The following is a 13910-nucleotide window of genomic DNA, read 5'->3' as shown; positions in this document are numbered from 1 at the left end:
CCCAAAACAAAAAAGCCGTCCGAAACGAGTTCGGACGGCTTTTTAGTAAGTCAATTGGGATCAAGTATCGGTGCCGAGCGCCAAAGCGGTTGCACCATCCATCTTGTAGATATCGTCGCGGAACTGCACCACGCCATCGCCTGTTGACCAGGCGGTGATGTAAACGAAATGCAGCGGCACAGGATCGGAAACCTGAATAGGTGTATTCACACCCGATGCAATGGTGCCTTCAATGTTTTGGCGATCCCAGCCAGCGGTATTCTTCAACAGCCAGACATCAAGATCGCGGACATTCTGCACGCGGACACAGCCCGACGAATCGAAGCGCATGAGCTTGTTGAAATAGCTCTTCTGCGGCGTGTCGTGCATGTAAACGGCATGTTGATTGTGGAAGTTGATCTTTGTCGAGGACATGGCGTTGATCTTGCCCGGATCCTGACGGAACATCAGCTTCACAGCATCGTCGGTATTCCAGTCTACGCTTTCCGGCGGAACTTCCTGTCCCTGAGCGTTGTAGAGACGGATCTTGTTATTCGCGAGATATTGCGGGTTCTTCCGCATCAGCGGAATAATATCCTTCTGGATGATCGACTTTGGCGCGGTCCAGTAAGGATTAAGAATGACTTCGTGAATCTTGGAGTCAAGGATCGGCGTCTGACGGTCGATCTTGCCAACAACAGCTGTATGGCGCTGCGAAACGCTGCCGCCTTCCACTGCTTCAATACGAGCAGCCGGGATGTTGACCATAACAAAGCGCTGTTCAGACTGTGTTGCAGATGTCATGCCGGACAGGCGCTGGAGGTTGGTCTGCAGCTGGCCAAGACGCGTATTGGCATCCACATTCATTGCCGCATAGGTAAACTGGCCCATCACACCATCAGCCGGAAGGCCATGACGCGACTGGAAGCGCTTGACCGCTGCATCGACATAGGTATCGAACGCACCGGACACACCGGCTTCACGCGGAAGATCACCCGAAACGATCAAACGCTGGCGCAGAGCCTGTACCGAAGGATCATTAACGCCAAGCTGCAGCTTCGCATTGCCCGGAACCTGTGGCCAGCCGCCGCGACCTGCCAGATCCGCATATTGTGCGATAGCGGACTGAAGATTTCCCACAGTCTGCTGGCTGAGCACTGGCTGATTGGTTGCCACTTTCTGACCGCCGGTCGCGCGGGCATCGAACTGGTCATCCCAGTTGCCGCGGCGTGGCGCCGAAAGAATATCATTCAAAGCCTGTTGCTGGGCAAAAGCCGCAGGAGCGATAGCAGTTGCAGCAGCAGCCAAACCGGCCGTTGCTGCGCCACGCAGGAAGCTGCGACGGCCTACATTGAAAGCTTCGGCATTCTTGTCGGTTTTGGTCATAGTTTTGGTCCCAAAGGCTAACCGGTTTCGCCCAGATGCGTCGCATCTGCAGATAGCTCTAATTTATGCGCTGTATTAAACCGCTTATGTCGGTTTTTATGGCTTATTCATGTCGCAAAGCCCGGATTTCAAGCCAGGCCTTGCTGAATTAGCTCGCAATAATGAACTTTAACATACAAACTGGGTCAATTGTGACCGTTCTGCAACAAACTTCTAAGTTGTCGGCTGCCTTTCGGCATCCGCAATATCAAAGCCTGTAAGCAATGCTGTCGTTCCAGAAGCGGTCCAGACGCTGCAGCGACTTGTTCATCGCGGTGAATTCTTCAACCTGAATACCACCAACCTGCTCGATAGAAGCAATATGGCGCTGGTAAAGTGCCTGTACCTGATCAGCAATCTCGTTGCCCTTGTCTGTCAGGCTGACGCGAACCGAACGACGGTCCGTATTCGAGCGTTCGTGATGGATAAAACCCATCTCGACCAGCTTCTTGAGATTATAGGAAACATTCGAGCCGAGATAATAACCGCGTGAGCGCAGCTCACCAGCGGTCAGTTCAGAATTGCCAATGTTGAACAGGAGCAGTGCCTGCGTCGCATTGATATCGCTACGGCCGGCGCGGTCGAATTCGTCCTTGATGACATCAAGGAGGCGACGATGCAGGCGTTCAACCAGCTGCAATGCTTCGAGATAAAGTGTGCGGAGAGCTGCTTCGGGATTCAAAAGCGGAGCAGATGCATCCATTCTGTGCTGTGCATTGATCATTTCTTTTGCCTCTCTGTCGGAGCAGCCTTACATGAGGCCACTCTCTTTCCTGTTGGTCCGGTGTATTTTCTCACCGTGTCTTGAGAGGACTTTAGACGCGATCCATAAAATTCGACTTAAAAGTCAGCCTTAACAGTAGCTTACCAAGCGAAATGCAGATTTAGACTTAATGTTTTGTTACCGGTGCGCGATTTCAGGCCGTTATGCGAACGCGAGAAAGTCGTCTTTTCTCGAGGTAAAGCAGGACGCGGAACACAACATAAATGAGGAGACAAACGGCGTTAAACCCCACGATAAGGGGCCTGTAATCAAAGTGGCGCGCAAAGACAGAATAGATGGCAATCTCACCGACAGCCGCCACGAACCACAACACCGGTCCCCATTGCGCACGCATCCACAGCCCGGTTGCCGCAACCGGCATAAGCAGAGCAAGGGCCACGCAAGCCGTCTGCCATTGCCACGGCATGAGGTCGAAACGCCACAGCAAGCCTGGATAAACGCCGATCAGCTTAATCCAGTAATAAACGCCACTCGCAAGAGCAGCTAAAGCGATCAGCCGTATAAACCAGACAAAGGACCATTCAGTGCCGCTGGGTTGTATATGCTGGTGCAGTTCATCCTGACGCATCAAAAACTCAGTTCCCTCTCGTCAAGATTAGCAAAATACGCATTGACCATTTCCGGCTTCACTTCATCAGTCGAAGCTGGCTTCCAGACAGGTGCTCCATCCTTGTCAATCAAAACCGCGCGTACGCCTTCATAGAAATCATGCCCAGCAAGCATACGCGACGCGATGCGATATTCCATCCGCATACAATCGTCGAGATCCAGTGCGCGACCATCGGCAATCTGGCGGAATGTGACAGCGACACTGGTTGGCGAACGCGTGGCGATAACATTCAGAATATCCGTTGCCGGTTTATTGCCCGTGGCTGCTGCTTTTTCCAAAGCGTCGAGGCATTCGGCAAGCGTCGCATGTGCGAAACTTTCCGCAATGACTTTGCGGGTTTCGGGGGCCGTCTCAAAATCGGGATACTGAGCACTGGCCAAAGCCCCATCAAGGTCAGCTTTTGCAACGAGGTCATCGCGAAGGTCGTCAAGATCGCTGGCGGCCACTGCATGGGTCGCGATGCCGCTCTGCAGGCAATCGCCCCAGCGAATTCGGTTGCCGGTGAGCGCAAGATAATAGCCGAAATTATCATGGAGATGCGGCAGGAAGGCGCTTCCACCGACATCCGGGAAGAAGCCGATGCCGGTTTCGGGCATCGCAAAAAGCGTGTTTTCGGTCACGATCCGGTGCGAACCATGTACGGAAATGCCAGCGCCGCCACCCATGACAATGCCGTTAAGCAGCGAGATATATGGCTTTGGGAATCTCCCGATGCGGGCATTCAGTCGATATTCATCGCGGAAAAAATCAAAAGCGGGTGTGCCTTCGCGTCCGGCCTTATAGGCTGCAACCACGTCGCCACCGGCGCAGAACGCCCGGCCTTCGCCTTCCAAAATAACACAGGCGACATCCGGATCGGTTTCCCAGGCCTGCAGAGCACGGTCGAGAGCGAGAATCATTTTATGCGTCAAAGCATTGAGCGCCGATGAGCGCGTCAGCTTCACGAGGCCCGCTTTTCCCTTGCGTTCAAAGCTGATTTCACCGCCACCACCGAAATCGATCTGCATCATGTCTCTCCCGTGCGATTAAAGCGGTTCCAGATAAAGCTGAACGTTGGAACCGCTATAATCATTCCCTCTTGCGCATTGTCCTACGCAAAACCGCTTCGCACTTTTGCTGGAAATGCCCTTTTAATCTACGCATTGTCCTACGCAAAACTGCTTTGCACTTTTGCTGGAAATGCTTTCAATGCGTAGAAAGTGAAACGCCCCGCGTCAATCCTGCGCAGGCCATTGTGCTTGGATTAGCCACTTTTCCCGTGATAAACCGTGCTCATCTGATAACAAGCTTCCGAACCGTTAGATTCCCAAGCTTTCTTCTCGCGGGAACATTTATATGACTGATCGTTTGTCCAACATTTCTTCTGCCAACATTTCAGGGCACGTCGATGACGTGACCGGTGGGCGTCGTCTGCGCCGAATGCGCAAGGCCGACTGGTCACGCAGACTGGTTCAGGAAACACATCTCACGGTGGACGATCTGATCCTGCCATTCTTCCTGACTTACGGAACCAATGTCAGCGAGCCTGTGGACGCGATGCCGGGCGTTGAGCGCTATTCGGTCGATATGGCTGTACGCATGGCCGAAAAGGCTGCCAAGCTTGGCATTCCCGCGATTGCGCCTTTCCCGCGCGAAAAGGCAGAAGTAAAGACAGAGGACGGCGCTTTCGTTGCAAGTCCGGACAATCTGATCAACCGCGCTGTACGTGCGATCAAGAAGGAAGTGCCGGAAATCGGTATCATTACCGATGCAGCACTCGATCCGTTCACAACGCACGGTCATGACGGCATTTTGCGCAATGGCGAAATTATCAACGATGAATCGGTTGCGATGGTCGTGCGCGGTGCGCTCGCACAGGCGGAAGCCGGTGCAGACGTTATCGCACCGTCCGACATGATGGATGGCCGTATCGGCGCTATTCGTCAGGCACTGGATGCGCATGGCTTCAACCATGTACCGATCATGTCCTATGCGACCAAATTCGCATCCGCCTTCTATGGCCCCTATCGCGATGCAATCGGTACAGCTGGTCTGCTGAAGGGCGACAAGAAGACTTACTACATTGATCCAGCAAACCCGGACGAAGCGGTGCGCGAGGCCGAACAGGACGTGGCTGAAGGCGCTGACATGCTGATGGTTAAGCCTGGGATGCCTTATCTCGACATCATCCATCGCCTGAAAAACACATTCCGCCTGCCGACTTATGCATATCAGGTATCGGGCGAATATTCGATGATCAAAGCTGCAGGCATGAATGGCTGGATCGACGAAGAAAAAGTCATGATGGAAAGCCTGCTGGCTTTCAAACGCGCAGGCTGCGACGGCATCCTGACCTATTTTGCGCTCGACGTTGCTGAGAAGCTGAAAAGCCAGGGCTAAATTCCGAGACGCTGTTTCCTTGAAATAGCCAGTTTCATACACCACCTTGAGACTGTTCCGCGCAGTGCGGGACAGCGGACGGTTGTTCCCGGACGCTTCTTTTGAAGGACTGGAAGGAAAAATGTCCGACCATATTCTGCACGGCGAAGTCATGGGCCCGCGTTTTGAAAGCCGCGCATTTTTTGAAGGCGTGCGCACACGCCGTATTATGGCTTTTCTTATCGACTATATGATTGTCTTCTTTCTTTGCATCCCAGCAGCAATCGTAATTTTCATCCTTGGAATTCTCACGCTTTCGCTGGGATGGGCGCTCTACGCCATCATGTTCCCGGTAGTCGCATTGTTTTACATATCTCGCACTCTTGGCGGGCCTCAACAGGCCACAAAGGGTATGCAGATGATGAACATCAAGCTGGTGCGCCTTGAAGGCGGCACAGTCGATCCGATGCTGGCACTGGTCCACACTGTCCTGTTCTGGGGCCTGAATGTGGTGCTTACACCGTTCATCCTTTTGGCGACTCTGGTGATCGACCGTAAGCGTACCGTGCACGACCTCTTGCTTGGTACAGCAGTCATTCGTTCAGACCGCTAAAGCAAGCATCAAAAAAATTCAGGGCCGGCTGCACAAAATGTCTATTGACGTTTTGTGCAGCCGGCTCAATCTTTAGGGCATAAAGAGATGGTTCGGTATTGCCGTTTCGTGGATATTGAATGACCCATCAACCGCAACAGTCTCCGCAGTTTTTCTTAACGGCTCCATCGCCCTGCCCGTATCTTGACGGCCAGATGGAACGGAAGGTCTTCACTCATCTTGTGGGTGACAAGGCCAGCGAAATCAATGACCTGCTTACACAGGGCGGTTTTCGTCGTTCTCAGAATATTGCTTATCGCCCGGCCTGTGAGCTTTGTCGCGCCTGCGTTTCTGTGCGTATCCTGACCGGTGAATTTGAGATGAACCGGAGTATGCGCCGGGTCTGGAACCATAATCGCGATCTGATCGGCCGCCAGCACAAGGCACAGCCAAGCACCGAACAATATGCCCTTTTCCGCGATTATCTGGATGCCCGTCACCATTCTGGTGGCATGTCCGATATGACAGTGCTCGATTATGCGATGATGGTCGAAGATACCCACGTCAACACGCAGATTATCGAATATCGCAGACGCGGCCCGGACAGTTTTATCAGCGCGAAAGGCGATGGAGAGCTAATCGCGGTAGCCCTTACCGACGTGATGGCAGACGGCCTGTCTATGGTCTATTCATTCTTCACGCCGCATATGCACGAGCGTTCGCTCGGAACTTTCATGATCCTTGATCATATCCAGCGCGCACGCGCTGCTGGCCTTCCCCATGTCTATCTCGGCTATTGGGTCGAGGGGTCGCGCAAGATGCAATATAAGACGCGCTTCAGGCCGCAGGAGCATCTCGGCCCACGCGGCTGGCAGAAATTTGAGGGCTAGAAACAAAAAGGCGGCACATGCCGCCTTCTTTATTTGAACAGAACCTTAGAATTTGCCCGAACGCGGAAACCCCTTGGGTACCAGACGCCCAGCAGAGGCACGGGCCGCAATCCACTCGACAAGTTCTTCCTTGCTGCGATTGAAGGTGCGATCTGCTGAATCCTGCCACGACAGGCCGTCGCTGATCGCGAAGGTACGAACATCGGACACGCCGCCGTCCTTATACTTCTGCAAACGAACGCCCTTGCCGCGTGTCATTTCAGGAATGTCCGAAAGCGGGAAGACGACCATCTTCCGGTTCTCGCCCACGACCGCAATGTGATCGCCCGAAATGCGCTGGCAAAGCTTGGCTTCATCTGGCGCCTTCACATTCATCACCTGCTTACCCTTGCGGGTATTGGCGACCGCTTCATTCTCGGACACTATGAAGCCATTGCCTTCATGCGATACAAGCAGAAGCTTGGCCTGTGGATCGTGAACGAAGGCCGTCAGGATATCCTGATCATTTTCCATATCAACGAGGATACGGATCGGTTCGCCATGGCCGCGCCCGCCCGGAAGCGTGTTCGCACCAATGGTGAAGAACTTGCCACCTGTCGTGAAGAACAGCAGCTTGTCAGTCGTCTCAGCATGGAAGGCGAGCTTGAGCTTATCGCCTTCCTTGAAGGCCAGCGTCGAGAAGTCAGCCATATGGCCCTTCATCGCGCGCAGCCAGCCCTTTTCAGACACAACAATCGTAACCGGCTCACGCTCGATCATCGCCTGATGAATGTCTTCGAGATCATGGCTTGGCGCATCGGCAAAGGTGCTGCGGCGCTTGCCAAGTTTGGTTTCAGGCCCAAACTTCTCACGGACGGCTTTGATTTCCGTGCTGATCTTCTTCCACTGGCGCGTGCCCGAAGCAAGCAAGCCTTCCAGATCAGTCTTTTCAGCAGTCAGACCATCAAATTCTTTGCGAATTTCAAACTCTTCAAGCTTGCGCAAAGAACGCAGGCGCATGTTGAGGATTGCTTCGGCCTGATTATCCGTCAGATCAAAGAACCGCATCAGCTCCTGTTTCGGTTCATCCTCTTCACGAATGATGCGGATGACTTCATCAAGATTGAGATAGGCCTTCAGGAAACCGCCAAGGATTTCCAGCCGCTTTTCGATTTCTGCCAGACGGTATTCGGAACGGCGAACGAGCACTTCCTTGCGATGTTCAAGCCATTCTTTGAGCACGCCGCCCAGTGACAGAACATTCGGCACTTTGCCGTGCGAGAGCACGTTCATGTTGAGCGAAACGCGGTTCTCAAGCTCGGTCAGCTTGAAAAGCGATTCCATCAGCAGTTCAGGATCGACCGTGCGGTTCTTCGGCTCCAGAACGATGCGGATGTCTTCAGCAGACTCGTCGCGAATATCGTCGAGCAGTGGCAGCTTCTTGGCCAGAAGCAGCTCTGCAATCTTCTCGATCAGGCGCGACTTCTGAACCTGATATGGGATCTCGGTGACAACAATCACCCAGGTTCCGCGATTGCCCTCTTCCTTTTCCCAGCGCGCGCGTGCGCGGAAAGAACCACGCCCGGTGCGATAGGCTTCGAGAATGTTGGCATGCTCTTCCACCAGGATGCCGCCGGTCGGGAAATCGGGACCACGCACCTTGCACTTCAATAGTGCTGCCGGATCGGTTTCCGCTTCCTTCTTCAGCTCTTCCCATTGTTCCGGCGAAGTGACGAGTTCTTCAACAGTCGCTTCGGGATGATTGATAAGATAGAGCGCCGACGAGCACAGCTCCGCCACATTATGCGGCGGAATATTGGTGGCCATGCCGACCGCAATACCGGCCGAGCCATTGGCAAGCAGGTTCGGGAACGCGCCCGGAAGGACGATGGGTTCCTCGTCCTCTTCATTATAGGTCGGGCGGAAGTCGATGGCGTTTTCGGTAATGCCTTCAAGAAGCAGCGTTGCGACCTCGGTCATCCGCGCTTCGGTATAACGCATCGCAGCCGCATTATCGCCGTCGATGTTGCCGAAGTTGCCCTGCCCGTCCACGAGCGGATAACGCACGGCAAAATCCTGCGCCAGACGCACAAGTGCGTCGTAAATCGAGGCGTCGCCGTGTGGGTGGAATTTACCCATAACGTCACCGACGATACGCGCGCATTTTGCATAGGCCTGATCGGGATTGAGTCGCAACAGGCGCATTGCATGCATGATGCGGCGATGAACCGGCTTCAAACCGTCGCGCACATCCGGCAGCGCACGATGCATGATCGTGGACAGCGCATAAGCGAGGTAGCGTTCCTCGAGGGCCGATTTAAGATCAACCCGTTCGATGTGTTCGTCGCCGTCGTCCGGCGGAATCAGACTTTTACCCATAGTTCTCAGTACCAATTGCGCGATTCGTCAGCAAGTGGGGATGAGAACCAATCCAGTACATTCGTCGCAATGTTGCCGTCATTTAGCTTCTATACGGGAATTGTAGAGGTTTTCTCCACAACTTATACGTAACGAATGAAACAGGCTGTTTTTCCTTGCGTAAAGGCTTATGAAGGCTATCTAAAATTTACCAAATGATCAGGAGCCAATAAATGAAGGTTTTCGTTGTTAGCAAGCAGGCCGTGCGCGTCTTCGCAGCAAGCACCGCGCTCTCGCTTGTTCTTGGCAGTGCGGCAATGGCTGCAGATGCAAATGCAGTCGCAGAGCGCGTTAAAGCCCTCTATACAAAGCAGGGCGGAGAGCTGAACTTCGCCGAAGTTAAGGCTGACGGCGACAACATTTTGCTCAAAGGCACAACAATCAAGCTGCCTACCATTTCTGACCGCGCGACGCCTGTCGGCGATATAACGCTCGAAAACGTGCAGGACACGCCAGAAGGCGGCTATAGCATCGAAAAAGTTGCGGTTGCAGATTTGGACTTCGCTCCTGAAGGTGCGGACAAAAACGATAAAGCCACAATCAAAGGCATCTCGATGGAGAACGTTATTCTTCCATCCGAGAAAGCCGAAGGCCCGCTCGCCAAGATGGTCTTCTACGACAAGATGAAGATCGACGAGTTCTCGGTGGGCACACCAGGCAAAGATGGCGCTCTGATCAAGGGCATGGAAGTGACCCTGAATTCGGCCAACAAAGCCGAAAAAATCGACTACAATCTCACTATTGCCGATATTGATGCGACTTTCGACAAGAACGGCAAGAACCCGCTCGCTCCACTCGATATGAGCGCTCTTAAGGGTTCGATCAACTCGAAGGGTACATGGCTGCCGACTTCGGGCAATGCGACGCTGGATCAGTTTGAAATCAATGCTGAAGAACTCGGCAAGATCAATCTGACCGCTGCTATCGACGGCTATGATCTTTCTTTCGTAGAAGCTCTGCAGAAGACACAGGAAAACATGGCCAAGGCTGATGCAGAAAAAGACGCAGCTGGCCTCGCTCTTCTCGGTCTCGCTGAACAGCTGAGCCTCAAGAATCTGTCGATCCGCTTTGACAACGAAGAACTGACACAGAAGCTGCTCGAATATTACGGCAAGCAGCAGGGTGCCGATGGTAAGCAGCTCGGCGAACAGCTGAAGATGATGGTTCCGCTGATGGCAACACAGCTCAAGAACCCTGAATTTGCCCAGCAGCTCAAGGCCGCAGCTGAAAAGTACTTCGACGATCCAAAGTCGCTGACCGTTTCGGCTTCGCCTGACCAGTCGGTAAGCTTCGCGTCCATCGTTGCGACCGCTTCGCTCGACCCGACAAAGCTGATCCAGCTTTTGAAAGTTGGCGTTGAAGCCAACAACTGATCGAACTTAGGTTCATCAAACAAAACCCGGTGAGTTCTGCTCACCGGGTTTTCTTTTGCCGTACTGATAAGGTCAAAGAAAAAGCCCGGTCTCGCGACCGGGCTTTTGATTTTCAAACCTGAGAAGATCAGCTCTTCTGGGTTGGCGCTAAGCGAATATGAAGATCACGCAGCTGCGCTGGCGTTACATCCGAAGGTGCGTTCATCAGAAGATCGAGCGCCTGCTGGTTCATCGGGAACAGCGAGATTTCGCGCAGGTTCTTTGCACCAACGAGCAGCATGATAACGCGATCAACACCGGCAGCCATGCCGCCATGTGGAGGCGCGCCGTACTGGAACGCGCGATAGAGACCGCCGAAGCGCTCTTCTACGTCCTGCTGGCTGAGGCCAACCTTTTCAAACGCCTTGACCATCACATCCGGCAGCTGGTTACGGATCGAACCGGAAGCGATTTCAAAGCCGTTACAGACCAGATCGTACTGGTAAGCCTTGAGCGTCAGCGGGTCCTGCGTTTCCAGTGCTTCCATGCCACCCTGTGGCATCGAGAACGGATTGTGCGCAAAGTCGAGTTTCTTGTTGTCTTCATCCCATTCGTAGAACGGGAAGTCGATAATCCAGGCCAGTTCAAAGCGATCACGATCAACGAGGTTCAGCTCTTCACCAGCCCGCGTACGGGCATCGCCTGCGAATTTGTAGAACTTCGATGGCTGACCGGCTACGAAGAAGCAGGCATCGCCGTCGCCGAGACCCAGCTGGTTGCGGAGCGCTTCTGTGCGTTCTTCACCAATGTTCTTGGCAATCGGGCCAGCGCCTTCAAGCTTATCGCCTTCCTTGCGCCAGAAGATGTAGCCGAGACCCGGTTGACCTTCGCCCTGCGCCCATGAATTCATGCGATCACAGAATGCGCGGCTACCGCCGGTCTTTGCCGGGATTGCCCAGACTTCGACCTTTGGATCGTTGGCGATCATGTTCGCGAAGACCTTGAAGCCGGAACCAGCGAAGTGCTCGGTCACAGCCTGCATTTCAATCGGGTTACGCAGATCAGGCTTGTCCGAACCATAGGTGCGGATTGCGTCGTCATAAGCGATGCGGCGGAACTGCTTCGTGACAGGCTTGCCTTCTGCAAACTCTTCAAAGATGCCGCGCATGACTGGTTCCATCGTTTCCCAGATTTCTTCCTGGGTTACGAAGCTCATTTCGAGATCGAGCTGATAGAATTCGCCCGGCAGACGGTCTGCACGCGGATCTTCATCGCGGAAGCAAGGTGCAATCTGGAAGTAGCGGTCGAAACCGGCAACCATCAGAAGCTGCTTATACTGCTGCGGAGCCTGCGGCAGCGCGTAGAACTTGCCTTCATGAATACGGCTTGGAACGAGGAAGTCGCGCGCGCCTTCCGGCGAGGAGGCCGTCAGGATTGGCGTCGAAAACTCATTGAAGCCGATTTCGGTCATGCGACGACGCATCGCTGCAATGATCTTCGTGCGGCTCATAATGTTCTTGTGCAGCGTTTCGCGGCGCAGATCGAGGAAGCGGTACTTGAGACGAATGTCTTCCGGATAGTCCGGCTCGCCAAACACTGGCAGCGGCAGCTCCTTAGAGGCAGCCAGAACTTCGATCTCGGTTGCGAAGATTTCAACATCGCCGGTCGGCAAATTGGCATTCACAGCTTCATCTGCGCGGGCCTTCACTTCACCGTCAACACGGATGACCCATTCGCCACGAACGGTTTCGGCAATCTTGAACGCTGGCGAATCAGGATCAGCAACAACCTGAGTGAGGCCATAATGATCGCGAATGTCGATGAAGAGGATGCCACCATGGTCACGGACGCGATGAACCCAGCCAGACAGACGGACTTTTGAACCAACATCCGATTTGCGAAGGGCTGCGCAGGTATGGCTGCGATAACGGTGCATGATTTCTGCCTTTTGGAACTTTATAAATCTTGTGCAGGCAAAGCGCTGCAATTCCGGCGGAAAAGCGCATTTTGATCACGCTTTGTCAAGCCGATACTGCCTGTATCCGGGCACGTATCCGGCCTTGTTAAACCAGCTTGACGGATTATGTCGACAAAAATCACTATTTACGTGTTATTCCATCGCTATATGCTTCTTGTGGCGCGGCACGCAGCCCAAAGCAGCCCACCATTATCCAGTGCTCGTTTCAATCTGACTGAATCATATCGAAGCGCGCGCTAATCCTCTGTTAAACGTGCATCTTGTCCGAAAATCGCTTCACAGTTTTCGGGATGCGCTCTAAAAGAAAAACATGCAGCTCATCACGACCACAGAGGCCCTTGAAGAGGCCGTATCCGCCCTAGCCAAATCCGACTTCGTAACGGTCGATACCGAATTCATTCGGGAAACGACCTTCTGGCCGGAACTCTGTCTTATTCAGATGGCTTCGCCCGATCATACCGCTCTGGTCGATGCACTGGCGCCCGGTCTCGATCTTGCGCCCTTCTTTCGCCTGATGGCCGATGAAAAAGTGGTCAAGGTGTTCCACGCCGCACGTCAGGACATTGAAATCGTTTTCCACTTGGGCAACCTGATCCCTGCCCCGATTTTTGACAGCCAGGTTGCTGCCATGGTCTGCGGTTTTGGCGATGCCATTTCCTATGACGCTCTGGTTCAGAAGGTCACTGGAAAACATATCGACAAGTCATCGCGCTTCACCGACTGGCGCCGCCGCCCGCTGTCTGAAAAGCAGCTCGATTATGCGCTGGCCGATGTCACCTATCTGCGCGACATCTACCTCTATCTGAAAGATGAGCTTCAGAAAGAAGGCCGTAGCGAATGGGTCAACGAGGAAATGGCCGTTCTCAGCGCGCGTGAAACCTATGACCTTCATCCAGATGATGCCTGGAAGCGTGTGAAGACGCGTATGCGCAAGCCAATCGAGCTTGCTATCGTTCAATCTGTTGCTGCATGGCGCGAACGTGAAGCGCGCGAACGCAATGTTCCGCGTGGCCGCGTCATCAAGGATGACACGATCGCTGAAATCGCCCAGCAGCAGCCAAAAGATGCGGAAGCGCTCGGACGTCTTCGTTCGATCCCGAAGGGCTGGGAACGTTCGGCTCAGGCGGCAGGCTTGGTGAATGCCATTCAGGCGGCACTGGCTATTCCAAAAGAAGATCTGCCAAAGTTGCCAAAACAGTCTCATTCGCCAGAAGGCAGTGCTGCAGCTGCAGATATTCTTAAAGTGCTGCTCAAGCTTGTGACCGAAGAACACGGCGTTGCAGCCAAGATCGTCGCAAGCTCCGATGATATCGACAAGATTGCAGCCGAAGGCGAGAATGCCAATGTGCCCGCACTTCAGGGCTGGCGCCGCGAAGTCTTCGGCCAGAAAGCACTCGATCTCATTGAAGGCAAAATCGGCATTAAATTTGAGAACCGGCGTATTCAAGCTGTCGAATTATAGCATTTCCAGCAAAAGTGCGAAGCAGTTTTGCGTCGGATAATGCGTAAAAACAAACAGTTACAGCGGTTCCAACGATTCATTCT

Annotated in this window: 11 protein-coding genes; 5 read left to right on the top strand and 6 right to left on the bottom strand. The window is 53.6% G+C overall.

Annotated features, from left to right (window positions below):
* Positions 1-60: 60 nt before the first annotated feature.
* The 4 genes from ABWV94_RS01590 to ABWV94_RS01575 all read right to left on the bottom strand — a co-directional run bounded on the left by ABWV94_RS01590 (position 61) and on the right by ABWV94_RS01575 (position 3805).
* Positions 61-1365, bottom strand: a complete 1305-nt coding sequence (locus tag ABWV94_RS01590; protein ID WP_007874451.1) for a L,D-transpeptidase family protein — start codon at positions 1363-1365, stop codon at positions 61-63.
* Between the two features lie 247 nt (positions 1366-1612).
* On the bottom strand, positions 1613-2128 hold the full coding sequence (gene ldtR / locus ABWV94_RS01585; protein ID WP_007874450.1) for a transcriptional regulator LdtR: 516 nt from the start codon (positions 2126-2128) through the stop codon (positions 1613-1615).
* A gap of 193 nt (positions 2129-2321) precedes the next feature.
* Complete coding sequence (locus ABWV94_RS01580; protein WP_113500164.1) at positions 2322-2756, bottom strand: DUF6163 family protein; 435 nt, start codon at positions 2754-2756, stop codon at positions 2322-2324.
* Complete coding sequence (locus tag ABWV94_RS01575; protein ID WP_113500168.1) at positions 2756-3805, bottom strand: enoyl-CoA hydratase/isomerase family protein; 1050 nt, start codon at positions 3803-3805, stop codon at positions 2756-2758. Before ABWV94_RS01575 ends, ABWV94_RS01580 begins: the two co-directional genes overlap by 1 nt.
* Positions 3806-4133: 328 nt before the next feature.
* Here ABWV94_RS01575 and hemB point away from each other — a divergent pair, with 328 nt between their 5' ends.
* The 3 genes from hemB to ABWV94_RS01560 all read left to right on the top strand — a co-directional run bounded on the left by hemB (position 4134) and on the right by ABWV94_RS01560 (position 6638).
* Entirely contained in the window at positions 4134-5177 is a 1044-nt protein-coding gene (hemB, locus tag ABWV94_RS01570; protein ID WP_007874444.1) for a porphobilinogen synthase, read from the top strand.
* A 121-nt stretch (positions 5178-5298) separates the two neighbouring features.
* Complete coding sequence (locus tag ABWV94_RS01565; RefSeq protein WP_007874442.1) at positions 5299-5769, top strand: RDD family protein; 471 nt, start codon at positions 5299-5301, stop codon at positions 5767-5769.
* 119 nt (positions 5770-5888) lie between these two features.
* The gene (locus ABWV94_RS01560; protein ID WP_064320432.1) at positions 5889-6638 is read left to right on the top strand and encodes an arginyltransferase; all 750 of its coding nucleotides are present in this window, start codon (positions 5889-5891) and stop codon (positions 6636-6638) included.
* A 45-nt stretch (positions 6639-6683) separates the two neighbouring features.
* Here ABWV94_RS01560 and ABWV94_RS01555 read toward each other — a convergent pair whose 3' ends face one another.
* Positions 6684-8996, bottom strand: coding sequence for a DNA topoisomerase IV subunit A (locus ABWV94_RS01555; RefSeq protein WP_105518367.1), 2313 nt, complete (start codon positions 8994-8996; stop codon positions 6684-6686).
* 212 nt (positions 8997-9208) lie between these two features.
* Between ABWV94_RS01555 and ABWV94_RS01550 the strand changes: the two genes are divergently transcribed.
* On the top strand, positions 9209-10408 hold the full coding sequence (locus ABWV94_RS01550) for an aq_1923 C-terminal domain (protein WP_113500162.1): 1200 nt from the start codon (positions 9209-9211) through the stop codon (positions 10406-10408).
* 127 nt (positions 10409-10535) lie between these two features.
* Here the strand turns inward: ABWV94_RS01550 and aspS are convergent, their stop codons facing one another.
* Entirely contained in the window at positions 10536-12323 is a 1788-nt protein-coding gene (gene aspS, locus ABWV94_RS01545) for an aspartate--tRNA ligase (protein ID WP_113500160.1), read from the bottom strand.
* 352 nt (positions 12324-12675) lie between these two features.
* Here aspS and rnd point away from each other — a divergent pair, with 352 nt between their 5' ends.
* Entirely contained in the window at positions 12676-13827 is a 1152-nt protein-coding gene (gene rnd / locus ABWV94_RS01540; RefSeq protein WP_007874429.1) for a ribonuclease D, read from the top strand.
* Positions 13828-13910: the final 83 nt, after the last annotated feature.

Source organism: Brucella sp. NBRC 12953 (assembly GCF_040369775.1).
Taxonomy (GTDB): domain Bacteria; phylum Pseudomonadota; class Alphaproteobacteria; order Rhizobiales; family Rhizobiaceae; genus Brucella; species Brucella pseudogrignonensis.
Note: the sequence above shows the minus strand (reverse complement) of the source record. Positions and strands in the feature narration are given on the sequence as shown.

Bases quoted from the DNA above. Each gene is read 5' to 3' on its own strand.
- ABWV94_RS01590 (WP_007874451.1), bottom strand. From the start codon at position 1,365: ATGACCAAAACCGACAAGAATGCCGAAGCTTTCAATGTAGGCCGTCGC.
- ldtR (WP_007874450.1), bottom strand. From the start codon at position 2,128: ATGATCAATGCACAGCACAGAATGGATGCATCTGCTCCGCTTTTGAAT.
- ABWV94_RS01580 (WP_113500164.1), bottom strand. From the start codon at position 2,756: ATGCGTCAGGATGAACTGCACCAGCATATACAACCCAGCGGCACTGAA.
- ABWV94_RS01575 (WP_113500168.1), bottom strand. From the start codon at position 3,805: ATGCAGATCGATTTCGGTGGTGGCGGTGAAATCAGCTTTGAACGCAAG.
- hemB (WP_007874444.1), top strand. From the start codon at position 4,134: ATGACTGATCGTTTGTCCAACATTTCTTCTGCCAACATTTCAGGGCAC.
- ABWV94_RS01565 (WP_007874442.1), top strand. From the start codon at position 5,299: ATGTCCGACCATATTCTGCACGGCGAAGTCATGGGCCCGCGTTTTGAA.
- ABWV94_RS01560 (WP_064320432.1), top strand. From the start codon at position 5,889: ATGACCCATCAACCGCAACAGTCTCCGCAGTTTTTCTTAACGGCTCCA.
- ABWV94_RS01555 (WP_105518367.1), bottom strand. From the start codon at position 8,996: ATGGGTAAAAGTCTGATTCCGCCGGACGACGGCGACGAACACATCGAA.
- ABWV94_RS01550 (WP_113500162.1), top strand. From the start codon at position 9,209: ATGAAGGTTTTCGTTGTTAGCAAGCAGGCCGTGCGCGTCTTCGCAGCA.
- aspS (WP_113500160.1), bottom strand. From the start codon at position 12,323: ATGCACCGTTATCGCAGCCATACCTGCGCAGCCCTTCGCAAATCGGAT.
- rnd (WP_007874429.1), top strand. From the start codon at position 12,676: ATGCAGCTCATCACGACCACAGAGGCCCTTGAAGAGGCCGTATCCGCC.